The sequence below is a fragment of the Myroides sp. genome, assembly GCF_032073645.1.
GTDB lineage: Bacteria > Bacteroidota > Bacteroidia > Flavobacteriales > Flavobacteriaceae > Flavobacterium > Flavobacterium odoratimimum.
Genome location: NZ_DAMANB010000002.1, coordinates 87,715 through 114,658 on the forward strand (window position 1 = coordinate 87,715; position 26,944 = coordinate 114,658).

The 26,944-nt window shown below is 35.5% G+C and carries 19 protein-coding genes; 13 read left to right on the forward strand and 6 right to left on the reverse strand.

Annotation, left to right across the window (positions count from 1 at the left end; genetic code table 11):
• The first annotated feature begins 70 nt into the window (after positions 1–70).
• From RT228_RS02130 to RT228_RS02145, 4 genes are all read left to right on the forward strand, one after another.
• A complete protein-coding gene (locus tag RT228_RS02130; protein ID WP_313138372.1) occupies positions 71–1,201 on the forward strand; it encodes an Mrp/NBP35 family ATP-binding protein in 1,131 nt (376 codons plus the stop codon).
• A 21-nt stretch (positions 1,202–1,222) separates the two neighbouring features.
• Positions 1,223–1,462 carry a NifU family protein gene (locus tag RT228_RS02135; protein WP_058699166.1) on the forward strand — a complete coding sequence of 80 codons (240 nt, stop codon included), beginning with the start codon at positions 1,223–1,225 and terminating at the stop codon, positions 1,460–1,462.
• A gap of 118 nt (positions 1,463–1,580) precedes the next feature.
• Positions 1,581–2,633, forward strand: a complete 1,053-nt coding sequence (locus tag RT228_RS02140; protein ID WP_006262313.1) for an NAD(P)/FAD-dependent oxidoreductase — start codon at positions 1,581–1,583, stop codon at positions 2,631–2,633.
• A 2-nt stretch (positions 2,634–2,635) separates the two neighbouring features.
• Positions 2,636–2,977: a 2Fe-2S iron-sulfur cluster-binding protein gene (locus tag RT228_RS02145; RefSeq protein WP_006259786.1), complete on the forward strand. Its 342-nt coding sequence runs from the start codon at positions 2,636–2,638 to the stop codon at positions 2,975–2,977.
• A gap of 156 nt (positions 2,978–3,133) precedes the next feature.
• Here RT228_RS02145 and RT228_RS02150 read toward each other — a convergent pair whose 3' ends face one another.
• Both RT228_RS02150 and RT228_RS02155 read right to left on the reverse strand, forming a co-directional pair.
• A complete protein-coding gene (locus tag RT228_RS02150; protein WP_006259785.1) occupies positions 3,134–3,832 on the reverse strand; it encodes a DedA family protein in 699 nt (232 codons plus the stop codon).
• Between the two features lie 21 nt (positions 3,833–3,853).
• Complete coding sequence (locus RT228_RS02155) at positions 3,854–5,098, reverse strand: dicarboxylate/amino acid:cation symporter (protein WP_036474497.1); 1,245 nt, start codon at positions 5,096–5,098, stop codon at positions 3,854–3,856.
• Between the two features lie 304 nt (positions 5,099–5,402).
• Between RT228_RS02155 and RT228_RS02160 the strand changes: the two genes are divergently transcribed.
• The 5 genes from RT228_RS02160 to RT228_RS02180 all read left to right on the forward strand — a co-directional run bounded on the left by RT228_RS02160 (position 5,403) and on the right by RT228_RS02180 (position 11,618).
• On the forward strand, positions 5,403–7,304 hold the full coding sequence (locus RT228_RS02160) for an alpha/beta hydrolase family protein (RefSeq protein ID WP_058699165.1): 1,902 nt from the start codon (positions 5,403–5,405) through the stop codon (positions 7,302–7,304).
• A 240-nt stretch (positions 7,305–7,544) separates the two neighbouring features.
• Entirely contained in the window at positions 7,545–8,360 is an 816-nt protein-coding gene (locus RT228_RS02165; RefSeq protein ID WP_058699164.1) for a hypothetical protein, read from the forward strand.
• Between the two features lie 503 nt (positions 8,361–8,863).
• Positions 8,864–10,063: an aminopeptidase C gene (locus RT228_RS02170; protein WP_006262311.1), complete on the forward strand. Its 1,200-nt coding sequence runs from the start codon at positions 8,864–8,866 to the stop codon at positions 10,061–10,063.
• A 20-nt stretch (positions 10,064–10,083) separates the two neighbouring features.
• Positions 10,084–10,914: a mechanosensitive ion channel family protein gene (locus RT228_RS02175; protein ID WP_058699163.1), complete on the forward strand. Its 831-nt coding sequence runs from the start codon at positions 10,084–10,086 to the stop codon at positions 10,912–10,914.
• Positions 10,915–11,030: 116 nt separating this feature from the next.
• Positions 11,031–11,618, forward strand: coding sequence for a type 1 glutamine amidotransferase family protein (locus RT228_RS02180; RefSeq protein ID WP_006264575.1), 588 nt, complete (start codon positions 11,031–11,033; stop codon positions 11,616–11,618).
• A gap of 218 nt (positions 11,619–11,836) precedes the next feature.
• On the opposite strand, the gene dusB is transcribed toward RT228_RS02180, so the two are convergent.
• Entirely contained in the window at positions 11,837–12,829 is a 993-nt protein-coding gene (dusB, locus tag RT228_RS02185; RefSeq protein WP_006266762.1) for a tRNA dihydrouridine synthase DusB, read from the reverse strand.
• A gap of 155 nt (positions 12,830–12,984) precedes the next feature.
• On the opposite strand from dusB, the gene RT228_RS02190 reads away from it, so the two are divergent.
• The gene (locus tag RT228_RS02190) at positions 12,985–15,351 is read left to right on the forward strand and encodes a hypothetical protein (protein ID WP_025124564.1); all 2,367 of its coding nucleotides are present in this window, start codon (positions 12,985–12,987) and stop codon (positions 15,349–15,351) included.
• On the opposite strand, the gene RT228_RS02195 is transcribed toward RT228_RS02190, so the two are convergent.
• Positions 15,332–16,489: a Pycsar system effector family protein gene (locus RT228_RS02195; protein ID WP_006264577.1), complete on the reverse strand. Its 1,158-nt coding sequence runs from the start codon at positions 16,487–16,489 to the stop codon at positions 15,332–15,334. The two genes, RT228_RS02190 and RT228_RS02195, sit on opposite strands and share 20 nt — an antisense overlap.
• A 27-nt stretch (positions 16,490–16,516) precedes the next feature.
• Between RT228_RS02195 and RT228_RS02200 the strand changes: the two genes are divergently transcribed.
• A complete protein-coding gene (locus RT228_RS02200) occupies positions 16,517–20,257 on the forward strand; it encodes a hypothetical protein (RefSeq protein WP_058699162.1) in 3,741 nt (1,246 codons plus the stop codon).
• Here the strand turns inward: RT228_RS02200 and RT228_RS02205 are convergent.
• On the reverse strand, positions 20,240–21,121 hold the full coding sequence (locus tag RT228_RS02205) for an esterase-like activity of phytase family protein (RefSeq protein WP_006259774.1): 882 nt from the start codon (positions 21,119–21,121) through the stop codon (positions 20,240–20,242). The genes RT228_RS02200 and RT228_RS02205 overlap by 18 nt on opposite strands.
• A gap of 293 nt (positions 21,122–21,414) precedes the next feature.
• On the opposite strand from RT228_RS02205, the gene lepA reads away from it, so the two are divergent.
• Positions 21,415–23,211 carry a translation elongation factor 4 gene (gene lepA, locus RT228_RS02210; RefSeq protein WP_006259773.1) on the forward strand — a complete coding sequence of 599 codons (1,797 nt, stop codon included), beginning with the start codon at positions 21,415–21,417 and terminating at the stop codon, positions 23,209–23,211.
• A gap of 93 nt (positions 23,212–23,304) precedes the next feature.
• Positions 23,305–24,120, forward strand: coding sequence for a hypothetical protein (locus RT228_RS02215; protein WP_230486179.1), 816 nt, complete (start codon positions 23,305–23,307; stop codon positions 24,118–24,120).
• Between the two features lie 74 nt (positions 24,121–24,194).
• Here RT228_RS02215 and RT228_RS02220 read toward each other — a convergent pair whose 3' ends face one another.
• Positions 24,195–26,930, reverse strand: a complete 2,736-nt coding sequence (locus RT228_RS02220) for a M16 family metallopeptidase (RefSeq protein ID WP_025124567.1) — start codon at positions 26,928–26,930, stop codon at positions 24,195–24,197.
• Positions 26,931–26,944: the final 14 nt, after the last annotated feature.

Sequence of the window (26,944 nt, forward strand, 5' to 3'; positions counted from 1 at the left end):
GTTCAAATATTCCCACTATATTTGCGTTAGTCAGAATTTATATTAAATTGTTGAAAACGAATCGCATATAATGAAATTAGATAGAAAAGAAATCCTGAAGGCTTTAGAGAGTATTTCTCTAGCTGGAGAAGGAAAGAATATGGTGGAGAGTGGAGCTGTAAGTAATGTAATGACTTTCGGAGACGAAGTAGTAGTAGACTTAGTATTAAGTACACCAGCTTTACACATTAAGAAAAGAGCAGAAGTTGACGTGATGAAAGTAATTCACGATCAAGTATATGACAAGGCGAAAGTAAAAGTAAATATAAAAGTAGAGGCTCCTGAGAAGCCTGAGATTAAAGGAAAAGCTATTCCTGGTATTAAAAACATTGTTGCTATCTCTTCTGGTAAGGGGGGAGTAGGTAAATCTACAGTTACTGCTAATTTAGCTGCTAGTTTGGCTAATATGGGCTTTAAAGTAGGAGTGTTAGATGCAGATATCTATGGACCATCTATGCCAATTATGTTTGACGTAGAAGGAGCTAAACCTATTTCAGTAGAAGTAGAAGGGCGCTCTAAGATGAAGCCTGTGTCATCGTATGGAGTAGAGATCCTTTCTATCGGATTCTTTACAAAAGGTGACCAAGCAATAATCTGGAGAGGACCTATGGCTGCAAAAGCATTAAATCAAATGATTTTTGATGCAGACTGGGGAGAAGTAGACTTCTTATTATTAGACTTACCTCCAGGTACAGGAGATATTCACTTATCTATTATGCAGTCTCTTCCTATTACAGGGGCTGTAGTGGTATCTACACCACAGGCAGTAGCGCTAGCTGATGCTAAAAAAGGAGTATCAATGTTTATGTCAGAGAGTATCAATGTTCCTGTATTAGGTATCGTTGAGAATATGGCGTATTTCACTCCGGAAGAATTACCAAATAACAAATACTATATCTTCGGTGAGAACGGTGCTAAGAACTTAGCAGCAGACTTAGATGTTCCTTTCTTAGGAGAAGTACCTATCGTACAGAGTATCCGTGAGGCTGGTGATTATGGTCGTCCAGCAGCATTACAAAACGATACTATCATCGCAAAGGTATTCGAAGATTTAAGCAGAAATGTAGTAGAACAAGTAGTGTTGAGAAATGAGTCATTACCTGCTACTGAAGCTATCAAAATTACAACTATGGCAGGATGTTCATCAGTTGCTAAAAAATAAGACTTAATACAAGAAAAATATATGGCATCACAAACTATAAAACAGAATGTAGAAAAGGCGTTAGATGAGATCCGTCCATTTTTACAAGCAGATGGTGGAGATATCACTCTTATTGATATTCAAGATGACAAAGTTGTACAAGTTCGCTTAGAAGGCGCTTGCACGGCTTGTAGTGTTAATCAAATGACCTTAAGTGCTGGAGTAGAGACTACGATAAAAAAGTATGCTCCAGAGATCGAAACTGTAGTTAATGTGGGATAAAAATAACATAGTCAATCTTGAGTAATTGAAGGCTTTATTAGCACTAGTTACTTAAGATTGACTTTTATCATTTTTAATAAATTTCGCAAAGGATACCTTTGCACTAAAGAACTACATCATGATTGAGACCGATATAATAATTATTGGAGCGGGCCCTACTGGTCTGTTCGCTGTATTCGAAGCAGGATTATTAAAACTAAAATGCCATCTTATCGATGGACTTCCACAACCAGGAGGACAATTAACAGAATTGTATCCTAAGAAGCCAATCTTTGATATTCCAGGATATCCTAGCGTTGGAGCTGGTGAGCTAGTAGATAATTTAATGGAACAAATAAAGCAGTTTCAACCTGGCTTTACATTAAATGAAGTAGCGGAGAATATTGAGAAGTTAGAAGATGGTACGTTTATCGTGACAACTAACAAGGGGACAAAACATCATGGTAAAGCAGTTGCTATCGCTGGTGGTTTAGGATCTTTCGAGCCTCGTAAACCAGAGATAGAGAATCTTGCATTCTATGAAGATAAAGGAGTAGAATACTTCGTTAAAAAACCAGAAATGTTCGCTGGTAAGAAAATAGTTATTGCTGGTGGTGGTGACTCTGCTCTAGACTGGAGTATTTTCTTAGCAGATGTAGCCGCTGAAGTAAGTCTGGTACACAGACGTAATGAATTCCGTGGAGCATTAGACTCTGTAGAAAAAGTACAGGTGCTTAAAGACCAAGGAAAGATTAATATGTTAACTCCAGGCGAAGTTGTTGAGTTAAAAGGAACAGATAAATTAGAAGCAGTCGTTGTGGAAATCGAAGGAGAGAAACGCGAGATAGCTTGTGATTATTTTATTCCATTATTTGGTTTAACACCTAAGTTAGGACCTATTGCAGATTGGGGATTAGAGATTGAAAAGAATGCTATTAAGGTTAATAATGCATTAGATTATCAAACAAACATACCTGGTATTTACGCGATTGGTGATATCAATACTTACCCAGGTAAGTTAAAATTAATTCTATGTGGATTCCACGAAGCTACTTTGATGTGTCAGAGTGTGTTCAATATGTTGAATCCAGGTAAGAAATTTGTATTAAAATATACTACTGTATCAGGTATCAACGGATTCGATGGTACACGTAAAGAAGCAGAAAAAGCAGTAGTGAAATCTATAGACTAGTTATGGCTGAGGATATTAAAGTAACCATTATCGATCGCGAAGGTGAGACTCACGTTATAGATGCCCCAACAGATATGGGGATGAATATGATGGAAGTTGTTCGTGCTTATGAACTAGCAGAAGACGGTACATTCGGTATATGCGGAGGTATGTTGATGTGTGCTTCTTGTCAATGCTATATGATTAATGGAGATGAAGTAGAATTACCAGAGAAGGGTGACGAAGAAGACGCATTGTTAGATTCAGATGCTCGTAATGTTAAACCTACTAGTAGACTAAGTTGTCAGATACCTGTAGATGAGAAAGTAGAAGGGTTAGTCTTCGAAATCGCACCAATAGGATAGAATAGAGATTTAATATATCTTAATAAATAAGGCTTGTATCGTACGATACAAGCCTTATTTTATGGTCTCATGTTAAGAGACCTTTTCTTATTAAAAGTAGCTGTAAAGGATTAAAAAAAGGAAGTAAAGTACAACAGACTTTACTTCCTTTATATATTATATCTCTTCGCTTTCTTCTTTATCCTTCTTCTTGCTTTTAATCACTTTCATTACGATAGGTAATGTAGTCACTAATACTAAGAATAAGATAATGTATTCGATGTAGTGTTTTAAGTCTATATCATAGCTGTCTAATAACCATACTTGTAGGTAGTGACCTGCAAAGATTAATGTAGTAGCCCATAAGAAAGAACTGATCACATTGTATAGCATGAACCTCTTGATGTCCATGTGTACAATACCTGCTATAATAGGAGCGAATGTTCTTACTACTGGTAAGAAACGAGCGAATATAATTGCTCTTCCTCCATGTCTTTCGAAGAATACCTTAGATTCGTATAAGTATTTCTTCTTGTAGATAAAGTTGTCTTTGACATTGTAGAGATAGTTTCCACTCTTTTTACCGAACCAATACCCAAAACTGTTACCGAGGATACCTGCCAAGGCGACTAGAGTAGATAATAAGGCTACATTTAAGAAGTCACTTTCTATCGGTACTACTTCAGCCATTAGAGCTGTACTGTATATCCCTGATAAGAAAAGTAAACTATCTCCTGGTAAAAAGAAACCTGCGAATAAGCCTGTCTCTGCAAATACAATAAATAATACGACATATATACCTATTGAATGTCCTGCTATCTGTAAGTTTATATAGAATTCAGGGTTTATAAGTTGTGCTATTGAAAATTCGTCCATAGTGCTTTTATGTTCTGTAATCTAACTTAATTGTTTAGTTTGTTCATTGTTTGTTTCAAATTTATCTATCGCAGCAGTTGATAAAGCATTTCCTAATACATTAGTCATACTTCTTCCCATATCACAGAAGTGATCGATCGGTAAAATAAACGCAATTCCTTCTGGTGGGATATTAAACATAGCACATGTAGCTACGATAACGATTAGTGAAGCACGAGGTACTCCTGCTACACCTTTACTCGTAACCATTAGGACTAACAGCATCAAGATTTGATCTGCTAGGCTCATATGTACATCATATATCTGAGCAATGAAGATAGAAGCGAATGTTAGATACATCATACTTCCATCTAGATTAAATGAGTACCCCAAAGGTAAGGTAAATGATACGATTTTTGGAGAACATCCGTAAGCTTTTAATTGCTCTACTAATTTTGGGAATACTGCCTCGCTACTAGTTGTAGAGAAGGCGATTAGTAGAGGCTCTTTGATTGCTTTTAACAGTCTCCATACATCTTTACCGATGATCAAGTAACCAACTAAGATTAAGACTGCCCATAAAACAGCCAATCCTGATGCGAAGGCTAATAGATACTTACCATACGTTAAGAAAATAGAAAGACCGTATAGTGCTACTGCACTTGCGATAGCTCCTAATACCCCTAGAGGTGCAGTCCACATGATATAAGTTACCATCTTTAAGACTACCTCTGATATTTTGTCAAATAATTTGATTACTGATTTTCCTTTTTTACCTAATGTAGATAGCGCGATTCCAAAGAATACTGAGAACACTACTATCTGAAGAATTTCATTATGGGCAAAGGCTTCGAATATACTTTTTGGAATTAAGTGTTCTACGAATGATTGTAAGCTTAATGAATCAGTTTTAGTTAGTAAGTCACTAGCTCCTGAGACATTGTTTAAATCAAAGTTAGCTCCGACACCTGGCTTGAACCAGTTCACTAATACTAAACCTATAGTTAGAGAGACTAGTGAAGCAGTGATGAACCATCCCATTGCTTTAGCACCTACTCTTCCTACCATACTCATATCTCCCATTTTGGCGATACCTACTACTAGGGTACAAAATACTAGTGGAGCAATAATCATCTGTACTAAACGGATGAAGATAGTACCTAATAATTTAATGTTTTCTGCAAATCCTAATTTGTATTCTGGGAATGAATAGTGATAAATACTTCCAACGATTACACCAAGTACTAGCGCAATGATGATCGCTATAAAAAGTTTATTGTTTTTCATGTAAATCAAATTTGAGCGTGAAAATACCTCTTTTTTTTTCAAATCAAGACGATTTTAAAAAAAAATAACGTACTATAATGGTGTGAAATTCAATTATTATCGTTTAGGTTGTTTTTTTACTTTTTTATTATCAATAATACTATTAATTAAATCTACGCTCAGTATTATAGAAGTGCATTATTTATTAGAGTACACTATTTGTTGTCGTTTGTATAAGAAAGAATGTCTAGACTAAGAGAATTAGTTAACTTTCGAGCAAAATCAAAAGAAAAGCCTATTTTTACGCTTTAATAAAACCCTAACAATGAAAAAAATATTCTTATTTGCTTTAAGCTTAGCGAGTTTATCTGCTTTTTCTCAAGAAGTAATGACTAAAGAGCTTCTGTGGAAATTAGGTAGAGTAAGTCCAGTAGGAGTTACTAAAGATGGTAAAAACTTAATCTACAAAGTAAGCCACGCTAATATGACAGAAGATAAGTTTGATTCTAAGACTTATCAAATTCCTGTAACTGGAGGTACTCCTGTTGAAATTAAGGAATACAAACACTTACTTAATGATAAAAACATTTCTCCTGATGGAAAATTAGTTTTATTCGATGAGGCTGTAAAAATCAATAAAGTATTAGGTAAAGACCTATATCCTACGATGGAGAAGTCTGATGCATATGTATATGACGGATTAGACTATAGACATTGGGATACGTGGAATGATGGTACACATAACCACGTGTTATATGCACCTACAGATAATAAAGAAGCGAAGATAGATATCTTAGGTAACGAACCTTATGATGCACCACAGAAACCATTCGGTGGAGACGAAGATTATGTATGGACTCCTGATGGTAAAGGTATTGTGTATGTGTCTAAGAAGAAATTCGGTACGGAGTATGCTACAAGTACGAATACTGACTTATACTTATACGACTTAGCGACTAAACAGACTAAGAACTTAACAGAAGAAAATAAAGGATATGATACACATCCTACTTACTCTCCAGAAGGACACCTAACTTGGTTACAGATGAAGCGTGATGGGTATGAGGCTGATAAGAATGATATCATTGTAGACTACAATGGAATCAAAATGAACCTTACTGCAGGATGGGATGGTACTGTAGATAGTTACAGATGGAGTAACGATGGTAAGAAGATTTACTTTATCGCAGCTGTAGGAGGTACTGTGCAGTTGTTCGAAGTGAACTTCCCTGGTAGAACACGTATCGCTATCAACGTAAGACAAATCACTGATGGTAACTTTGACGTGACGAGTATCGTAGATGTGACAGGAGATGTAGCACTAGTGACTCGTACAGACTTTAACCATGCTTCTGAGGTATATGCTTATAATATGGCTAAGAAGACTTGGAATCAAGTGACTAAAGTGAATAATGACGCTTATTCTAAGATTGCATTGAGCAAGAGTGAGAAGAGAATCGTGAAGACTGTAGACGGTAAAGATATGGTTACTTGGGTAGTATATCCACCTAACTTTGATCCAAACAAAAAATATCCAACATTGTTATATGCACAAGGAGGACCACAGTCAGCATTGTCTCAGTTCTATTCTTTCCGTTGGAACTTCCAATTAATGGCCGCAGAGGGATACATTATAGTAGCTCCTAACCGTAGAGGAATGCCAGGACATGGAGTAGAGTGGAATGAAGCAATCTCTAAAGACTGGGCTGGAAAACCAATGCAAGACTACTTAGCAGCTATTGATGACGTAGCGAAAGAGAAGTATGTAGATAGAGATAGATTAGGAGCTGTAGGAGCTAGTTATGGAGGATATTCAGTATTCTACTTAGCAGGTATCCATGAGAACCGTTTCAAATCGCTTATTTCACACTGTGGAGTATTTGATTTAGTAAGTATGTATGGTACTACAGAAGAGGTATTCTTCCCTAACTTTGATACAGGTGGAGCATACTGGGAAAAAGATAATAAGGATGCTCAGAATGCATACACTAACTTTAACCCTATTAATAATGTAGATAAGTGGAATACGCCTATCCTAATTATCCAAGGTGGTAAAGACTACCGTGTGCCTATTGGACAAGGACAAGAAGCATTCCAAGCTGCTCAATTAAGAGGTGTGAAAAGTAGATTCTTATATTTACCAGATGAAAATCACTGGGTAGTAAGACCACAAAACGCACAAGTATGGCAAGGTGAATTCTTCCGTTGGTTGAAAGAAACGTTGTAATATATAGTATATTAATAGTTAAGAACAGTGTATCTCTGATATCAGAGGTACACTGTTTTTTTATGTCAATATTTTTATTTTATCGTTTTGGTATAATTATTTGATTTATGTTAAAAACCACTTTTAAATATGTGATTAGTATAATTGTTTGGTTTATTTTGATGATAAAAACAGAATAATTGTTTTGTGTTTTTAATAAATGTGTTTATTAACTTAAATTTGCATAAAAATAAATTAGCTATGAAAAAGATTATTTTTAGTGCTTTAGCAGCACTTGCATTTGTTGGAGTATCATCATGTAGTTCAGATGATAATAGTACACCTACGACAACAGAACCTAATAAAGTCATTAAGAACATTGAGAAGATAGATGTAGTTGTTTATGAAGATGGAGATAAGGAAGAAGACAAAACGTTTAACCTGAGTTATGCAGCAGATGGTAAACTTACTTCTATTGAATATATTAAACGTAAGAAGGATGGTAGTATCTTTGAAAATAGTAAAGGAGATATAGCATACGGAAGTAATAAGAAAGTAGAGAAAATCACTACTCCTAAAGAGGTGATATTGATAAAAGATTTATTGGTATACCAAAACTCGGCTTATAAATATGGTAAAGTACTTAAGTATGACAACAAAAAGAATCCATCTGAAATCCTTGCTTATAATAAGGAGATGGAAGAGTATGTAATTAAAATTACGTATGACGACAAACCTTTCTTTGGATTCCACACATTAAGAGCTGCAGGAGTTATTGATTTATTAGATGGTGTTGAATTAAATCTTGCTAGTCCAAGCGTACCAGCAGAGTTAAAAATGGCTAAAGAATTGTTGCCTAATAATAATCCTATTGCTTATACTTATACGAATAAAGATGGAATTGTACTGGATGACTTAAAAATAACTTACTCTTATGACGAGAATAATTATCCTACTAAAACAGTTTTAAAAGGAACTAGACAAATGGATTTTGGTGATTATGTTGATGGTAAATATGTTCCGGATTGGTTGTCTAATGACATAGAAGTTGTAACTACTTATAGTTATTCAAAATAAAATATATGTACTCTTTCTATTAATTGAAAAGAGACTTTATACTATTCAGTTAGTATGTTAAGACAGTGTATTCTAGAATATAGATACACTGTTTTTTTATTATACGACTTTTCGTTTATAAACGTGACATTTACCTTTCTTATATAGGTTAATAAAAGAATGATTATAGGGTGTTTTTTACCACTTTTTGAGGGGTGGTCGGCTTGTGGTCGGCTAGTGATGGGCATTTGGTCGGCTTAAAAGTACCAAAAATAGCCTATCACTACCCGAACATATGGTGAGCATACTGTAATCATAGTAACTATAGCTAAATCTAGAGGAGTGTAATAGTAGGATGTAACGAAAATGAGTTAATGGGGAGTGAGATGGAGTGAAAGAGTGTTAATGAAGTAGTTATTCAGACGATTTTGTATGAATATGCTAAAGAAATGTAGTTTTGTGGTAGAAGGTAAGGCTGTTTAAATCACTTTTTTTATCTTTACGATTCTAACAAACCTAACGATATGTATAAAAATCAATTAAAAGCATGGGTTTTAGCCCTTATGTTGTCGGCTGGATATTCTGTTACTACAGTAGCGCAAGATAACTTAGTAAACTCATTAAAATTAAATGCAAGTGCAAAGAGTAAAGAGCTTTACACGTTTACAGATGTAGTGAATATTGAAAACACTTCTGTGAAAAATCAAGGTTCTTCAGGGACATGCTGGTCTTACTCTGCGAACTCATTTATCGAGTCAGAAATGATGAGAATGGGAAAACGCCCTGTAGAGATTTCTCAGATATTCTCTGCTCGTAATGCATATATCGAAAAAGGGAAAATGTATGTAAGAATGCATGGTGCGGTAACGCTAGGTGATGGTGGTGCGTTTCACGATGTGATGAATATGTATAAAATGTATGGAGCAGTACCTCAGTCTGTATATGATGGACTGAACTATGGTACGACGATTAATAAATTTGGAGAGATGGCTGCAGTACAAGAAGGTATCTTAAAGGCGGTAGTATCTAACCCGAATAGAAAATTAACTCCGAACTGGGAGAAAGCATATACTGCTGCTATAGACGCCTATCTAGGAGAGGCTCCTAAGGAGTTTACATGGGAAGGTAAAAAGTATACTCCACAGAGCTTCGCAAAAGAAGTAGTAGGGATCAACGCTGATGATTATGTAGAGATAGGATCAGACTTAAACTACCCTATGTATGAGAAGTTTGTATTATTAGTACCTGATAACTGGGCTTTTAATCAAGTGTATAATGTACCAATGCAGGAGCTAACTGAGATCATCGATCACGCTGTAAATAACGGATTTACTGTAGCATGGGCTGGTGATGTGAGTGAGAAATACTTTAGCTGGAAAAATGGTGTAGCTTTCGTTCCTGAGAAGGATTGGGAGGATATGTCTGCTGAAGAGAAAGAAGAAATGTTTAACGGACCAAAACCAGAGAGAAAAGTAACTCCTGAGATGCGTCAAGAAGCATTCGATAACTATACGACTACAGATGATCACGGGATGCACATCGTAGGTATCGCTAAAGATCAAAAAGGTAGAGAGTACTATATCATCAAGAACTCTTGGGGAACTACGAATGACTATAAAGGATATATGTATATGAGTAAAGAGTTCGTGAAGTATAAAACAACGGATATCATGATCCATAAAGATGGTATCCCAAAGGGAATCGCTAAGAAAATGAAATTGTAAATAAAAATAAAAAAGATGTTATGGAAAAGATTGTAAGTAGTTTAGAAAACTTTTTAGAGAGTATATTGTTATCACTTCCAAGATATGCACTGGGTTTAGTTGTATTGTTAGGAGGGATCTATATAGTCAAGTTAATTCTAAGAATAATTGGTAAAAGATTCGATAGAAGAGATTTAGATAAGTCACTGAAAGGATTCCTGCTAAGTATGATTCGAATTGCTCTATATATAGTGTTGCTTGTGATTGTAGCTTCTATTATGGGCTTTAAGTCAATGAGTCTTACAGCAGTCTTTGCATCAACTGGTTTAGCTATTGGTTTAGCACTTCAGGGGAGTTTATCTAACTTCGCAGGAGGGGTGTTGATTTTGTTGTTTAAGCCTTTTAAGATAGGGGATTATATCTCTAATACTGGAGGAGTAGAAGGTACAGTAGATAAAATAGACTTACTGTATACTACAGTAACAGGAGCTACAGGATTAAAAATCTATTGTCCTAACGGTCCATTGGCTAACTCGGTGATTACGAATTATACCGATATTACAGCACGTAGATATGACTTCGTAGTAGGTATCTCATATGATACTAATATTAAGACAGCACAGAATGTTATCCAAGAAGCATTAGCGAAGCACAAAGAGGTGAAGCAAGATCCGAAGCCAATCATTTTTGTGAATAGTTTAGCAGATAGCTCTGTAAACTTAAATGTACGTGTATGGATGGATAAAGCTAATTACTGGGATACAGTATTCGTGATTCAGCAGATAGTGAAGAATGCTTTAGATGATGCTAATATCGAGATTCCATTTCCACAGAGAGATATACATGTTATCTCAGATAAAGAAATAAAATAAATAAGAATAGTAGAAAACTCCTTTCAAATCGAAAGGAGTTTTTTTTGCTATGATTTGTAGCGACTGTTTTATTTAAGTTGATACAATATTGCTATATCTTTGAGAAAAAGAAGAAGATGGAAGCAAATCATATTTACATTTACTTATTTGATGGATATTCAGATTGGGAGATTGGATATCTGATGCCTGAATTAATACAAGATAGTCGATACCAGGTATTAACTGTCTCTGATACAGGTGCTGATGTTACTTCGGTAGGAGGGTTAAAGGTTAAGGTAGACTGTAGTCTAGAGGATATAGACATCTCTACACTGAAACTTTTAATACTGCCAGGAGGAGAGATGTGGGAAAAGAGTACAAATAACTTTAATGCTATTGATAGGGTAGTTTATGGGATTTATAAATACCAGTTACCAATAGCTGCTATTTGTGGAGCTACGCTTTATTTAGCTCAGAAAGGTATGCTAGACTACGTGAAGCATACGAGTAATGCCTTGTTCTATATGAAAGGATTTGTACCTACTTATCACGGAGAGAAGAACTATGTAGATCAGCTCGTGGTAAGAGATCAAAATGTAGTAACAGCTAGTGGTATAGGAGCTACAGAGTTTAGTAGAGAAGTGATGAAGGTGCTAGACTTTAACAGTGAATATGTAGATAGATGGTTTCAGTTGTTTAAATATGGTATTTTTCCAGCAGCGTAATACTAACGGAGTCAGAAATGCGTTTATAAACAGAAACCAATAAAAATAGTTCGCTTCAGAGGATATTTTGGTATAGTTAGTGATAACATAATTATGCGCTAGTAATTATGTGAATAATTTCATTTAGTAAGTCTGTGAATCAGAGATTACAGTATAGAAATTGTTTTGAAAAAGAGAAAAAACCACCTATTATTAGGTGGTTTTTTTATGTATAAGATTTACTCTATTACGTAGTCTTTATATTCTTCTGCTATTCTATCGAATAGGGATAATAACTCGATAGGGTCATCAGTAGTCACTAATTTTAAACGATGTGGTTTAAAACCGTGTATTCCTTTAAAGTAATTAGTGTAGTGACGTCTCATCTCTACGATACCTAATCGCTCTCCTTTCCATTCCATAGACCAGATCAAATGATTTTTAGCAGCTTCTAATCTATCTTTGATAGTAGGAGGAGGTAATATCTCTCCTGTGTTAAAAAAGTGCTTGATCTCATCGAATATCCACGGATAACCAATAGCAGCACGACCGATCATCATACCGTCTAACCCAAAAGTCTCTTTGTACTCTAAGGCTTTCTGTGGGCTGTCTATATCTCCATTCCCGAAGATAGGAATCTGGATACGTGGGTTGTTCTTAATGCGCTCTATATGTGTCCAGTCAGAATGACCTTTATACATCTGCGCTCTAGTACGTGCATGTATAGTCAATGCCTGAACCCCTACATCTTGTAAGCGCTCTGCTACTTCGTCAATATTGATAGATTCTTCATCCCATCCTAGACGTGTCTTCACTGTCACAGGTAAGTGAGTACTCTGTACTACAGCTTTAGTCAGGCGAATCATCAAGTCAATATCTTTTAATACCCCCGCACCTGCTCCTTTAGATACCACTTTCTTTACAGGACAACCAAAGTTAATATCAACTAAATCTGGCTGTACAGTCTCTACGATTCGAGCAGATTCTGCCATCGCTTCTTCATCACCACCGAATATCTGTATCCCTACAGGGCGTTCATAGTCGAAGATGTCTAATTTCATTTTACTTTTCATCGCATCTCTAATCAATCCTTCAGAAGAGATAAACTCTGAGTACATTAGATCTGCACCGTGCTTCTTACAAAGACGGCGAAAAGGTGGGTCACTAACATCCTCCATTGGAGCTAATAACAATGGATGATCTGGTAGTTCTATATTGCCTATTTTAATCATATTCGTTCTAGAAATTTGAGGCAAAAGTACGATTTTTTTAGATTTCAGGTTTTTAGTTTTGATATTGTTGTGAAATAGGAAAATTAGAGGATGTGATAAGTGTAATGTAAAAGTGAGAATTTCGTATCTTTATCTCCTAAAGCACCTAACATATTATGAGACTCGCCACTTTTGATTATACCCCGTTTGATATCAAATTTTCTTTTCACCGTCTGGTGGAAGCTATGCAAGCTTTTATCGATGATCCTGAGAAGAATGAAATGAAGAAGACGTATTTTAGAGACTTATTAGGTCGTATCAATGAAGTGCCATGTTTGCTTGAGATCATAGAAGATTATAATCTATTAGTAGAACATGAGGCATTGATAGGGGAGTTACTAGAGATATTATTTCCGATAGCCTTGACGGATAATGAGATTAAGGCAGTGGGGATGCCTCTTCAGAAGTTGATGTTTAATCACAGTAGAAGGTTTAGAAAGATTATCGAGGAGAGTGGTGGTAACTATAATATAGAGATCAGAGATTTTAACCAACAGCAGTATTATATAGCGTGCTGTTGTATTATCATGAATCATTATTTTAAGGCGACATTTGACTTAACTCGTCCTCTGTTTGTAGACTTGCCAGACGCTAAGGGGATTATCCATCATTATAGAGTACTGTATAATGCAGACTTCGTAGAGGTAGTGCCTACAGAAGATGCGGTCATGCTGACTAAGGAAGATATCGAGCTACTAGAAGATAATTTTGATAATCTAGAGTTGTGGAAAGAGAAGTTTCCTCAGAAGAGTTGGGTGCTGAAAGGATTCGGTATTATCAGTCTAGTAGATGCCACAATAGAGAATGCGATGTCTTTATTAAAAGAGAATTTCTTAAAAGCAGAGTTACAACGTGAACCAATAGGAGCTATCTTAGGGCAACTATTCAGCTCTATATTCAGAGTGCCTAATCTGCGTATAGGGTACACGCCCTTAGTAGTAGATACATTGATACAGAAGGAGACTAATGAGATGATGGCTATGCCTAGTTTTTTACTAGATGAGGCGAACTCTTCTATTATTCTATCAGAGAAGGCGTATGCGACTGTGGTTGATCAAAAAGGATATTATAGTATCTCTGATGTAGATGTAGTATTAGCTAATGATAAGGAGTGCGTGATGTGTCTACACCTTAAAAGACAGGGGGTGCGCAGTGGACTGTTTAGCCCTGTAATACTGTCTAGTGGTGTAGAAGGTGTCTTCGAGATAGTCTCAGAAGAGCCTAGAGTGCTGAATAGTGTGAATGCACAGAAGCTAAATGCTTTGATGCCGATTATATCAGAGACTTTCCAACGAGTGAAGTCAGATATGCTTAATCAGGTAGAGGCTATTATCCAACGAGAGTTTACGACGATACACCCTAGTGTTTATTGGAAGTTCTTAGAAGAAGCTCGACGCAACTATATCGATAGTGTAGCAGATAAAGATTACTTTATTAATCCTATTGCATTTCAGAACGTATATCCTTTATATGGAGAGATAGATATAAAAGGATCTGGAGCACTGCGCAACGAGGCTATTCTAGGTGACCTTAGAGAGCAGCTAGAGAAGTTAATCGCTGTGTTTCGCAATTGTACTTTTAGCGAGAATGCGTTAATCTTAGAAAGACATATTCTAAAGTTAAAAGCCTATTTGAGACACTTAGAAGAGGACTTCGTGACAGGGTTAGAACAGCGTATTCAGAACTATGTGACCAATGAGGTACACCCTTATTTATTAAAGGATGAACACTTATTTTACAGACCTCGATTAGATGAGTACTTTTCTTATATAGATGAAGAGCTAGGTATCTATTATAGATATAGAAAGATATATGATACACAGGTGGGTAAGATGAATAAGACTTTCACCGACTTATTAGATCAGAGACAAGAGTCTGTACAGAAAGTTTTTCCTCATTATTATGAACGATTTAAAACAGATGGGGTAGAACACAATATTTATATAGGTAGTTCTATCAGTCCAATGAAGTCTTTTGACTTTACGTATCTACACAATCTTCGTTTGTGGCAATTACAGGTAATGTGTGAACAGATGTGTATACACTATCGCAATAATGTGAATGAACCACTAAAGATGGATGTGACTGTACTAATCTTAGTATATGATTCTTCTCTAGGTATTCAGTTCAGAATGGATGAGAAGCGCTTCGATATCGATGGGGCATATAATACCCGATATGAGATTATCAAAAAGAGATTAGATAAAGCGAATATAAAAGACTCGACTGAACGCATCGTACAACCCAAAAAGATTACAATCGCCTTTGCTTCTACTTATGACTTAGAAGAATATCTAGGGTACATTGAGTTTGGACAAAAGGTGGGGCTTCTAGATCACAATCTAGAGCAGTTTCTAATCGAAGATATGCAGAGTGTGTCTGGTCTTATAGGACTGCGCGTAGGTGTGAATCTAGACTTTGATATAGAATCATTAGATTATGATACACTGATGCATAATTACCTTAAAAACCAATACCTCTAAATGCTAATGTAAAGGTGATAACAGATAGAATAATACCTAATGTAAAAATAGCATAAGTGATACGCAAGAACTTATACTTCTTGTTTAAGACAATACCTAAACTATATAGGTCCTTTGTTAGGGCGTGGTGTAGGTATTGTTTGTCTTTCATGATTTCACTTAGAGATTCTTCATATTCTTCAAAAGGCATCTGATGAAATGTTCCGAAAAACAGTAAGTTAACTTGTCTATTTTCAACTTCTTCTTTTGTAAACTTACCTGACGTTAATTTGGGTCTAGTAGATTGTATTGCAAAGATGATAGTCGCCACACTAAATATTAATAATACAAATGTAGGCACAATCAAATGAGCATTGCTCGGACTGTCTAGTTTAGGTATTAATGTTGATAGACAGATAGAGATAATAATCGCATTGACAGATAATAAGATATTGGCCTTTCTATCTGCTATGGCACTAAGTTGAGTATGGTTGCGCAGAGTAGTTCTGAATAGGGTATCAATCGTTCTATTTGATTCTATCTTCTCTTTTTTCTTTTTGTTAGAGTTGATCTTATCTATTTTAGACAGTACGTCTAGCAGATTCTTTTGTTTAGTAGGTTGCCAATTTTGTTGAGCATAGTTGGTGTAATAGCGATGTCTATACAGCATCACATCTCTATTCTGCTCTAACCATTCTAGTCTAGTAAATGTTTTAGAACATAAGTTTTCTATTTCTTTCTTTAGCAGATTACTAGTCTCTACATAATTCTCGTCTGAGAAGTGTGCGAAGTCTGCATCTTTAATAATACACTCTAAGTCATTATCTGGAACATAGTCTAGCTTAGTAGCACGTATTAATTGCATAACGGTTAATACGTCATCATGAGGTACTCCGTTCTCTAATAGGTAAGTTTGTGCCATCTGTGCACCTCGTTCTTCATGTCCTTCCCAAGAATTAATATAACCTATATCGTGAAACCACGCTGCATATCTCAATAAATTAGCATTATGACTATCTACTGTTAAATGATTTAAAATTTCTTCTAAACCATTAACAACACGTACTGTATGGTTAAAATTGTGGTACGTATATTGATGTGATAGTGTATCTTTGTGTATCTGAAAGATGTGTTCTTCAATCTTTTGTAGAATCGTCATAGTCATAACCTTTATAACCCCTAAAATATGAAAATATTTTCTGAAACACCGTTAAAGCTTTCAAAAATCGCTGTTGTACTTTCTTTAACCTCTTTAGTAGGTCTAGTATCTTGTGCAACATTAGAGCCTCAGTACGGTACTAAAAGCGGGGCGTTTTCTCAAGAACGCAATAGCGATCAAAAAATTGTGCATACTTATTATTTGGTTGGAAACTTAAGCCAAGCGAATAGTACGGAGGAACAAGAGCATTTAGAAGCTTTTAAGCATATGTTGAGTCAAGAGAGTGATAAGAACTCAACATTAGTATTATTAGGGAATAATACCAAGAAAGGAATGCCAGGTACTTCTTCTAAAAAAAGAAAGAAAGCAGAAGATGGCTTAGCGAGTCACTTGGGGTTATTGGAGAGTAATAAGGGAACGACAGTATTCATTAACGGTGAATCAGATTGGCAAGGTAGTTATGAAGGAATTAAGAATCTAGATAAATATTTAGTCGAAAGAACAGGGAATAAGAAAGCTCTACTTCCTCGTAAAGTATGTGGATTAGAAAGACTTAAGGTAAATGATGAGACTGTGCTAATCGTGATTGATAGTCAGTGGTACATTGAGAATTGGGATAACCATCCGAATATCAATGAAGACTGTGATATAAAGACGAGAGAAGATTTCTTCGAAGAAGTAAGAGGTGAGATTAATAAGAATCAGAATAAGGTGGTGGTATTAGCGATGTATCACCCTGTATATAGCAATGGTAATCACGGAGGGAAGTTCTCTGTGCAAGATCATTTATTTCCTTTAGGAGGGAGTGTGCCTCTACCAGTTATAGGCAGTATATATAACTATACTAGACAGATGTCTGGAATAAATCCTCAAGATCTTCAAAGCAAAAAATACAATGAGCTAAATAAGCGTATTAGAACAATCGCGCAAATGTATACAAATGTAGTGATAGCATCAGGTCATGAGCACAATCTACAGTATATAGATAGAGGTGGTGTAAAGCAGATAATAAGTGGAGCGATGAGTAATCTTACGCCTGCTAGAGCAGTTGTAGATGGAGATTTCTCTGCTGGGGTGTTTGGGTATTCTAAGCTTGAGATTAGAGAAGATAAGAGTGCTAAGCTTTCTTTCTATGGTTATCAAGATGGGGGATATACAGCTTTATATAGCACTGTGATGTTAGATAACTTTGGAGGTGGAAAAGAAAACCGAGATATAGATAATAAAGAGCTTGAACAACAAACAGCACAAGCTAGTGTATATCCTAAACAATGGACAGAAAAGAGTAAGTTCTATCGATTCTTATGGGGGGAGCATTATCGCAATGTATACGGTACACCGATAACGGCGTCTGTAGCAGATTTGACTACTCTAAAAGGAGGACTTACACCTACTATATCTGGAGGAGGTAATCAGTCTATGTCTTTAAGACTAGTGGATAAAGAGGGTAAAGAGTATGTGATGCGTGGTGTGCGTAAGAGTGTATCTCGTTTTGCACAGACTGCTGTGTTTAAGGATCACTATGTGATGAATGCTTTTGACAATACTTGGACAGAGCGATTTATATATGACTTCTATACGACTTCACATCCATATACACCATTTATACTTGATGGTTTAGCAGATAAGATAGGGATGTATCACACTAATCCAGAGTTGTATTATGTACCTAAGCAGTCTGTCTTAGGTAGGTTTAATGATAACTATGGGGACGAATTGTATATGATTGAGGAGAGACCTTCGTCAGGATATGAGGATGAAGTAAGCTTTGGGAACGTTAGTAATATTATCAGTACAACTGATGTTATTGCGAAGTTGAGAAAAGATGAGAAGTATGAGGTAGATCAGACTGCTTATATGCGTGCTAGAATCTTTGATATGCTTATTGGAGACTGGGATAGACATGGTGACCAGTGGAGATGGTCAGAGTTTGCCGAAGGAGATAAAGTTATCTATAGACCAGTACCTAGAGATAGAGATCAGGCTTTTGCTAAGATAGATGGTGCTTTGTTATCATTGATAAAGAAGCTACCACCACTTAGACATATGCAGAATTATACAGAAGACTTCGCTAATCCTAGATGGATTAATAAAACAGCTTTTCCATTAGATCAATACTTGTTAAAAGGTACTTCTTTAGAAGATTGGTTGAGAGAGGCTAAGGATGTTGTAGAGAAGTTAGACGATGAGGCTTTAGACGAGGCGTTTAGTAAATTGCCTCAAGAAGTACTAACAAAAGAGGTAGAAGAAATCAAAAGAATATTCAAAGCAAGACGTAGTAAGATAGATGCTTTCTTGCCGAAATATTATAAACAGTTACGCGAGTATGTCATCTTATCAGGAACTGATAAGAAAGAGATGTTTGATATTGAGAGATTGGCTGAAGGGAATGTTCGTGTAAAACAATATAGAGCTAAAAAGACTGGAGAAGAACTAGTATTCGATAAGGTATATAATGCTACTGAGACTAAAGAGATTTGGGTATATGGACTGAACGATGAGGATACTTTTAAAGTAAGTGGAGATGAGAAAGCGAAGATTAAGATTAGATTAATAGGTGGTAAGAATCAAGACACTTTCTTAGTAGATAATGCTTCTAAAGTAATCGTGTATGATTATGCGGATAAGAAGAATGAAGTAAAGATGGAAGGTTCTAATGGAAGAACAATACTGACTAATAAGTATGACATTAATAACTTTAATTATGAGCGAGTACCTCTTAACTTGAATATGTTATTGCCAAATATTGGTTTTAATCCGGAAGATGGTGTTAAGCTTGGCTTTTTATACAGTTCTACACGTTCTAAGTTTATTCAAGATCCTTATACAGCAAAGCATGTGTTGAAAGGTTTCTACTCTTTTAATACAAAGGGGTTAGAGGCAGAGTATAAAGGGTATTTCCCTAATGCGACTAATGACTGGATGTTTACGATAGGCGGTAGAGCGACTAGTCCTAACTTTGCAGTTAATTACTACGGACTGGGGAATGAAACGTATTATTTTGATAAAGAAAAAGGCAAAGATTATAAGAGAGTACGCATTGAGAGCTATTCTGTTTCTCCTGGGTATAGATATGAAGGAAAACAGGGAGCTAGTTTTGAAGCAAACTTAGAATATGATGCCTTAAAGGTAAAACATCAAACGGATAGATATATCACCGATGATGTAAATGGTGTAGATGCTAAGGTTTTTGATTTTCAACAGTATGGAGGTCTTAAGGTAGAGTATAACTATGAGCAGTATAATTATCCTGCTAATCCAACAGTTGGCTTTGGTTTTAATTCAAAACTTGGGTGGAGAATGAATTTAGAGGAGACTAAGCAGAACTTTGCGTATTTAGACCTTAAAGCGAGTTTCTTACACTATATTGATAGAGGTGAAAGATTAGTACTTGCGACTAATTTTACATACCAAACAAGGTTTAATGATAACTACGATTTTTACCACGCAGCCACTATAGGGGGTAATGCTAACTTAAGAGGTTTTAGACCAGAGCGTTTTACAGGAAAGACATCTTTTGTACAAACAACAGATTTAAGATTTAATGCAGGTCAGTTTACAGCAGGGTTTCTTCCTATGAGTTATGGTTTCTATGGAGGCTTCGATTACGGTAGAGTATGGCAGCCAGGGGAGTCTTCTACTAAATGGCATAACTCTTATGGGGCAGGACTGTGGATAAGTGCTGTAGAACAAGCGACTCTACACTGCTCTTTCTTTAACAGTGTAGATGGAGGTCGCTTTGTATTTGGATTAGGGTTTGGGTTTTAATGTACCCAAATCCACTTTATAAATTTTACCACCTTTTTTATCTTTTACCTCGTCAGCTAAATAGATAGTATTGTTGTCTCCAAAAGTCACAGACTCTTTTTGAGAGACGTGGTGTAGTTTGTGCTCACTAATCTTTCCATCCATAATAGCGTTGGGATTAAAACCGTCTATTATCCAAAGTTTAGAATGAGATAGCAGTACAAAAGTCTTCTCGTCTGGACTGATAGCAGCGCCTGTGATAGCACAGTGTTTGTATATATTACATCCATTGAATGTTTGTACATGTTCAGCTTTGTGATGCCCTGCTTGATTAGGTATTTTATATACTAAAGAGGTTCCATCGAAGCCTTTACTTCTATTTTTAGTGAAGATGTAGAAGTTATTATTGTATAAGATAAAAGCTTCTGCGTCATATAATAATTCAGTCTCTTTAGGAGGGAAGGCTTTTTGTTCAGGGTATTCAAATGAGATTACTGCAGCTACCTCTGTCTTATCTTTTTGCAAATCGTCTTTGTTTATCTTTAAGATGCGTAGATCCTTTCTAGTATTCTTATTATTTCCAAAGTCTCCGATATAAAGATTGCCTTCTTTATCTGCAGTTAATTCTTCCCAGTCTATATTCTTTTGGTCTTTTATTTTTAGAGTATGGCTTATTTTACCATCAGCTTTGATTTGATATAACTCATTCTTATTGCCACTATCTTGTAGTGCCCAGAATGAATTAGAAGTAGCATCATAGTATAGCCCTGATACCTCTTTAAGGTTATTCGGAAGTATGATATGATCTTTTGTGATATCACTCTTTTGTCCGCAACTTACTAAGGTCGCTAAAGAGAATAAGGATATTGTAAGTAATGATTTCATAGTGTATTCTTTTATGAATATAAAGTTACTAAATGTGTCTTTATAAAACATAGAATAGACTACTAAATCTAATGCAATAGATATTATAACCAATTTCTTTTAAATAAAGGGAGATTGTAAGACAGAAAAATAACTAAAAATTGAAACTTTAAAGTATATTTGCAAAATATAGGCTAGGTAGATTCTTTAATTAAAAGAATGTAAGAGCCTTAGAATCTAGATTATATGATTATTGAAAGTGGTTTCAATACTTCTAATGGGCATATAATCCAATAAACTTTGATATTACGAAGATGAAGAACATTAGAAACTTTTGTATTATTGCTCATATTGACCATGGTAAAAGTACGTTAGCAGATAGATTACTTGACGCTACACAGACTGTAACTGCTCGTGAGCAACAAGCTCAGCTTTTAGACAGTATGGACTTAGAGCGTGAAAGAGGTATTACTATTAAATCTCACGCTATCCAAATGGAATATACTCATAAAGGAGAGAAATATATACTTAACTTAATTGATACCCCAGGACACGTAGACTTTTCTTATGAAGTTTCTAGGTCTATTGCAGCGTGTGAAGGTGCGTTATTGATTGTTGATGCTGCTCAGAGTATCCAGGCTCAGACTATTTCTAACTTGTATTTAGCATTAGAGAATGATTTAACGATTATTCCTGTATTAAATAAGATTGACTTACCAAGTGCTAATCCAGAAGAAGTAAGCGATGATATCGTTGATTTATTAGGATGTGACTATGAAGAGATTATTCCTGCATCAGGTAAGACAGGATTAGGGGTAGAAGATATCTTGGAAGCTATTATCGAGAGAGTTCCTGCACCTAAAGGGAATCCTGAGGAGCCATTACAAGCTTTAATATTTGACTCTGTATATAACCCATTCCGTGGAATTGAGGTAATCTTTCGTGTGGTTAATGGTACGATTAAGAAAGGTCAGAGGATTAAGTTCATGGCTACTAATAAAGAGTATTTCGCAGATGAGATTGGAACACTTAAATTAAATCAAGTAGCTAAACAAGAGATTAAAACAGGTGACGTAGGTTACTTAATCTCTGGTATTAAAGAAGCAAGAGAAGTAAAAGTAGGAGATACCATCACTGATGCAAAAGAACCTACTCAAAATATGATCGAAGGGTTTGAGAACGTAAAACCAATGGTATTTGCGGGTATCTATCCTGTAGACACAGAAGATTATGAAGAGTTGCGTAACTCTATGGAGAAGTTACAACTTAACGACGCTTCATTAGTATTCGCAGCAGAGAGTTCTGCCGCTTTAGGTTTTGGTTTCCGTTGTGGATTCTTAGGAATGTTACACATGGAGATCATCCAAGAGCGCTTAGAGCGTGAGTTTAACATGACTGTTATTACTACTGTACCTAACGTTTCTTACTTAGCATATACTAAGAAAGAACCTGATACACCTATTATAGTAAATAACCCATCTGACTTACCAGAACCTTCTAAATTAGAAAGAGTAGAAGAACCATATATTAAAGCGACTATTATTACTAAAGCTGACTTCGTTGGACAAGTAATGAGTCTTTGTATTGATAAGCGTGGTATTATCACTAACCAAACTTACCTTACAGAAGATAGAGTTGAGTTAATGTTTGATATGCCATTGGCAGAGATTGTATTTGACTTCTATGATAGATTGAAGACTGTATCTAAAGGATATGCTTCGTTCGATTATTCTCCTATCGGAATGCGTACTTCTAACTTAGTGAAAGTAGACGTAATGCTCAATGCTAACGTAGTGGATGCATTATCAGCATTAATGCACGCTGATAACGCTTATCATATCGGTAAGAAGATGTGTGAGAAATTAAAAGAACTTATCCCACGTCAGCAGTTCGATATTCCTATTCAGGCAGCTATCGGAGTAAAAGTAATTGCTCGTGAAACAGTAAAAGCTCTTCGTAAAGACGTAACAGCTAAGTGTTATGGAGGGGATATCTCTCGTAAACGTAAATTACTTGAAAAACAAAAAGCAGGTAAAAAGCGTATGCGTCAAGTAGGAAACGTAGAAATCCCACAAGAAGCATTTATGGCTGTATTAAAGTTAAATGACTAAATACAGCTTTTAAAATATTTAATGAAAAGACTATCAACATTGGTAGTCTTTTTTTTTGATTTAAAATGTAAATATAACAGACCAATATACGATATGAAAAAAACCTTGTTCATATTCACACTACTTGCATTGGTAGGGTGTAAAGAAACAAAAGAGAAAGAAGTGATTCCTGAGGTTAAACCTTCTACAGAAGAAGTAGTAACTGCGACAGAAGAAGAAAAACCTGCTCTAACAATATATGGTAAGGAAGAAAACATCATTCTAGACATTCTTATTCCTAGATATTACGACAAGGATTTCCACCAAGAAGAATTCAATAAGGTCAATGATAAATGGTTAGCTTTTGAAGAAAAGAAAGGACTTTTTCAAGTTATTAAAGCAGATTATGCCATCAGTGAAGAGATGAATGAGTGTACAGAAAGTGAGCAACTAGGAATCTTCTCTACAGGCCCTGTGGAACCTATTTTTTTCTTAGGTCCCAATGCAATGATCAAGAAAGGCACTAAGACTGCTCTAAACATTAAAGAGCAACCTTTATGGCCTGATGCTCCACAGGAGTATCTATTTAATGGGAAACAGTATATTTTGAGAGCAGAAGGTGAGCAAGTAGATTCTTATGACTATACAGATGATAGTGGTAAGACTAAGAAATATAAGAAGTTTAAAGATTATAAGTTATACCTTACAGTCAATGGAGAGGCAGAACAAGTAATCCTTGATATCCCAAGCTTTAATGACACCTTTGTACAGTTGTTGTTTGTTGGGGATTTAGACGGAGATGGCAACTTAGATTTTGTGTTCGATGCTTCACCTGAATATGAAATACAGTCTGTAGAAGTATATTTATCTAAAGGAGCTCAACATTTTATCTACTTAGCAGGAGCTATATCTGTAGACTTTAGTTGTTAGTAAATGGACTAGTGTATATAAATATAAAAGCCGACTGAGTAATCAATCGGCTTTTTGTTTAAAGGTTATTTGCTTTATTTTTTAGTAAAATCACCAGCGTAAACTGTTGTGAATTTAGAAGGCTGTAAGTACTTCTTAGCAGCGTCGTTCACTTGTTTGACAGTTAGTTTGTCTATCTCAGCATTTAATTTGTCATGCTCTGTAAATGGAGTGTCGTATAACAAGAATAAAGAAGATAAATATATTAAGTATCCATCGCTACCTAGATTTGCTTGTTTTGCATTCTTCCATGAAGATTTGTTAGCAGTTAATTCTTCTTCAGTAATACCTGAAGTAATTAATTTATTAAACTCTTCATTCAAAGCTTTTTCTACATCAACGCGTTTAGTAGGGTTCATAAAAGCGTATATAGACCAAGAAGCATTCACGTTTTTAGGATCACTAGGTACACTTAATGAGGTACCTGCACCATAGCTAATTCCTTCTTTTTCGCGTAAGCGTTGAGGGATACGCGCAGTCATAAATCCACCTCCCATTACTTCGTTTGCAAATACTAATGCAGCATAGTCAGGATTTGATTGATTCATCTCAAAGTTTAGTTTACCTATAGCTACAGCATTTTCTTTGTCTGGAGTTTCGAATATTTCTTTTACTTGTTTAGTGTCTATAAACTTAGGATATGCTTTTTCATATTTAGCTTTACTATTAAAGTTACCGAACGTGTTCTCTAATAGCTTATCCACAGCTTCTTTGTCTTTCATACCTATTACTGTAGCAATACCGTTATTGGCACCAAAGAAATTCTTGTGGAAGTCCTTAATTTCCTCTAGTTTAACTTTTTTAATACCATCAATGTTCTCTTGAGTTGATGGAGTATAGAAGATACTTCCTTTTTCTTCTTTCTCTGTTAATTGAGAGATTTTGTTGGAAGCGATAGCTTGAGGATCACTTAGTTGAGACTCTAAATTAGTAATATAGTCTATTTTTAATTTCTCTAATTCTGTTTCAGGGTAGATAGGGTTAGTCAATAAATCTTTAAGAATAACCATCGTTTCTTCTATACTACTTCTGTATGATGATACTCCTATGCTAATATTTTGACCATTAAATCTAACAGATATAGTTGACTTTAATTGATCTAACCTATCTTTTATCTGTTGTTTAGTCATAGTCTTAGTCCCAGCATTCAATAGGTTTGCTGCAAAAGAACCTATGTATTGTTTGTTTAATAAGTCTTTTTGATTACCTACTGGTAGTGTCATACTTATTTGTACTTTCTCCCCTTTGATATCTTTATCTATAATACCATATTTAAGCCCATTTCCAAGTTTAGCAGTAGAATAATTCTTCTGTAAATTAGCAATAGATGCTTCGAATGGTCTTAACTCTTCTGATGCTTCTTTTCCTTTATAGTTCTCTACTAGCGCCTTAATGTCTTTATCTAAGAACTCAGTTGGCTTCACTCTTATTTCATCCTTAGAAGGGATAAACATACCTACTGTACGGTTATTATCTTTAAAGTACTTTTTAGCTACCCTATTGATATCTTCTAGTTTTAAGTTCTCTACATTATCTCTGTACAAATTAGCCAGGCGATAGTCTCCAGCTCCGATAATCTCTGTTAAGTTAATAGCAGTTCGGATAGTATTGTTCTTTAAATCTTCTAGACCTTTTGAGATTCTTGTTTTAGCTCTATCTAAGTCTTCTTGTGTGTACTTGATAGTTTCTATTTTAGCTAAAGCAGTCTTGATATCTTTCAGTGTCTCATTTTGATCTTTATCAAGAGGAATATCAAAGTTAAATAAGATAAAACTTGCATCTCTCACTGTAGGGCTAAAAGAGTATAGTGATGATACCTTCTTAGTCTCTACTAAATCTTTATATAAATATCCAGAGGGGTCATTAGTCAGTATAGATTGTAGTGCTACAAGTGCCGCAAAGTCTTTATCTGCGTATGAAGCAGTGTGGTATAAGGTCTGTATATGCTTAGAATCACCTGCACGTCTTACTTCTACAAATTTCTCACCATCTTGAGCAGGTTCTACAGTTAATATTTCATCTAATACACGTTTAGGTTTAGGAATCACAGAGAAGTAATCTTCTACGTATTTTAATGCTTTAGCCTCATCAAACTTACCAGCTATAAGTAGAGTAGCATTATCAGGTTGATAGTATTTTTCGTAGAATCGTCTTAATTGAGGAGCTTTAACACGTTCGATATCCTCTTTTGACCCGATGGTACTAAGCCCGTAATTATGCCATAAGTAAGCTGTATTAATAGTTCTTTCCATTAATACTCTACTAGGGTTATTCTCTCCTATCTCAAATTCGTTTCGCACTACAGAGAACTCTTTGTCTAAATCAGATTGAAGTATAGTAGCGTTAATCATACGATCTGCTTCCATCTCTAGTGCCCATGCTAGATTCTCATCAGAAGTAGCGAATATCTCATAGTAGTTTGTACGGTCATACCAAGTAGTCCCCTGTGCTTGGCCACCTTTGTCAGAGAGCATTTTTTTGATATCGCCTAGTTTAGTAGTGCTTTTAAAAAGCATGTGCTCTAATAGGTGAGCCATACCTTTCTCTCCATATCCCTCATGTTTAGACCCTACGTTGTACACGATATTAACTATCACATTATTCTGAGTAGCATCAGGAAGTAAGAGTACCTTTAGCCCATTAGACAGTTTGTATTCTTTAATGTCTTCAACAGAGGTTACGAAAGTTGGTTTCTCCTTCTGTTGAGCATGAGCGTAATCTGCAGCACTTATTGTCAATGCAAACATAAGTGTATACACTATTTTTTTCATAAGTCAGTAATTAA

Bases quoted from the DNA above. Each gene is read 5' to 3' on its own strand.
- RT228_RS02130 (WP_313138372.1), top strand. From the start codon at position 71: ATGAAATTAGATAGAAAAGAAATCCTGAAGGCTTTAGAGAGTATTTCT.
- RT228_RS02135 (WP_058699166.1), top strand. From the start codon at position 1,223: ATGGCATCACAAACTATAAAACAGAATGTAGAAAAGGCGTTAGATGAG.
- RT228_RS02140 (WP_006262313.1), top strand. From the start codon at position 1,581: ATGATTGAGACCGATATAATAATTATTGGAGCGGGCCCTACTGGTCTG.
- RT228_RS02145 (WP_006259786.1), top strand. From the start codon at position 2,636: ATGGCTGAGGATATTAAAGTAACCATTATCGATCGCGAAGGTGAGACT.
- RT228_RS02150 (WP_006259785.1), bottom strand. From the start codon at position 3,832: ATGGACGAATTTTCAATAGCACAACTTATAAACCCTGAATTCTATATA.
- RT228_RS02155 (WP_036474497.1), bottom strand. From the start codon at position 5,098: ATGAAAAACAATAAACTTTTTATAGCGATCATCATTGCGCTAGTACTT.
- RT228_RS02160 (WP_058699165.1), top strand. From the start codon at position 5,403: ATGAAAAAAATATTCTTATTTGCTTTAAGCTTAGCGAGTTTATCTGCT.
- RT228_RS02165 (WP_058699164.1), top strand. From the start codon at position 7,545: ATGAAAAAGATTATTTTTAGTGCTTTAGCAGCACTTGCATTTGTTGGA.
- RT228_RS02170 (WP_006262311.1), top strand. From the start codon at position 8,864: ATGTATAAAAATCAATTAAAAGCATGGGTTTTAGCCCTTATGTTGTCG.
- RT228_RS02175 (WP_058699163.1), top strand. From the start codon at position 10,084: ATGGAAAAGATTGTAAGTAGTTTAGAAAACTTTTTAGAGAGTATATTG.
- RT228_RS02180 (WP_006264575.1), top strand. From the start codon at position 11,031: ATGGAAGCAAATCATATTTACATTTACTTATTTGATGGATATTCAGAT.
- dusB (WP_006266762.1), bottom strand. From the start codon at position 12,829: ATGATTAAAATAGGCAATATAGAACTACCAGATCATCCATTGTTATTA.
- RT228_RS02190 (WP_025124564.1), top strand. From the start codon at position 12,985: ATGAGACTCGCCACTTTTGATTATACCCCGTTTGATATCAAATTTTCT.
- RT228_RS02195 (WP_006264577.1), bottom strand. From the start codon at position 16,489: ATGACGATTCTACAAAAGATTGAAGAACACATCTTTCAGATACACAAA.
- RT228_RS02200 (WP_058699162.1), top strand. From the start codon at position 16,517: ATGAAAATATTTTCTGAAACACCGTTAAAGCTTTCAAAAATCGCTGTT.
- RT228_RS02205 (WP_006259774.1), bottom strand. From the start codon at position 21,121: ATGAAATCATTACTTACAATATCCTTATTCTCTTTAGCGACCTTAGTA.
- lepA (WP_006259773.1), top strand. From the start codon at position 21,415: ATGAAGAACATTAGAAACTTTTGTATTATTGCTCATATTGACCATGGT.
- RT228_RS02215 (WP_230486179.1), top strand. From the start codon at position 23,305: ATGAAAAAAACCTTGTTCATATTCACACTACTTGCATTGGTAGGGTGT.
- RT228_RS02220 (WP_025124567.1), bottom strand. From the start codon at position 26,930: ATGAAAAAAATAGTGTATACACTTATGTTTGCATTGACAATAAGTGCT.